The sequence below is a fragment of the Mesorhizobium sp. M2C.T.Ca.TU.002.02.1.1 genome (assembly GCF_003997225.1).
This window is the reverse complement of record NZ_RZTO01001400.1, coordinates 1-741: the sequence shown is the minus strand read 5'-3', so window position 1 is coordinate 741 and position 741 is coordinate 1. Positions and strand designations below refer to the sequence as shown.

The following is a 741-nucleotide window of genomic DNA, read 5'->3' as shown; positions in this document are numbered from 1 at the left end:
GGCTAAAGCCGAGCGCCAGCCGCCGGCGCAGAAGAAGACGAAGGTCTTACCGCTGGCGAAGAACGGCTTGTGATAGGGGCTTTCAGGATCAATCCAGAATTCCAGCATGCCGCGCGTCACATGCTTGGCACCGGGAATCTTGCCGTCGCGCTCGACCTCGCGCGGATCGCGCAGGTCGACGAAGATCGTCTCGTCATCGTCCAGCAGCCCCGCGGCCTCCTCCGGCGACACGACCTCGATCTCGGCATTGGCCTCGTCGAGAAGCTGGCGATAACCTTTCTTCACGGCAAATCCTCCCGGCCACGCTCGCGGCGGCCGCCGAGATTTCGATCACAAAGCCTGGCGTTTGTCACGGGTCAGGTGTTGGCCTCGGCCATCGTCGTCCACGCCGCCATGGCTCCGGCAACGGTCGCCATGAGGGCCGCACGGGTTGCGCCGTCGCGTGCCTGGATCGACATGCCATGCTGTACAGTGGCGAAGAAGGTGGCCGCGGCCTGGCAGTCGAAGTCGGCAGGCAGCTCGCCTTCAGCCGCCGCCCGCTCCAGACGCCTCTCAAGCGCGGTCTGATTTTCGGCGCGGCGGCGGCGCAGATCCTGGCAGATCAGCCCTTGCGTCGAATCCTGATGCAGGGCTCCGAGCGCGATGAGGCAACCCTGCGGTCGGTCGGTCTGTGAATAGGCCCGGGCGGTCTGGGTCAAGAAACCCTCGATCGCGAGCCGCGCGGTCGGGGCTTCTTCCAGC

Annotated in this window: 2 protein-coding genes; both read right to left on the bottom strand. The window is 65.9% G+C overall.

All coding sequences use genetic code 11. The annotated features are described in order from the left end of the window. Positions 1-285: rhodanese-like domain-containing protein (locus EOD07_RS36375; RefSeq protein WP_164772956.1), on the bottom strand; the 285-nt coding region annotated here is incomplete at its 3' end. A 71-nt stretch (positions 286-356) separates the two neighbouring features. Next, positions 357-741 (bottom strand): TetR family transcriptional regulator C-terminal domain-containing protein (locus EOD07_RS36370; protein WP_245470638.1); only part of this gene is annotated, 385 nt, incomplete at its 5' end.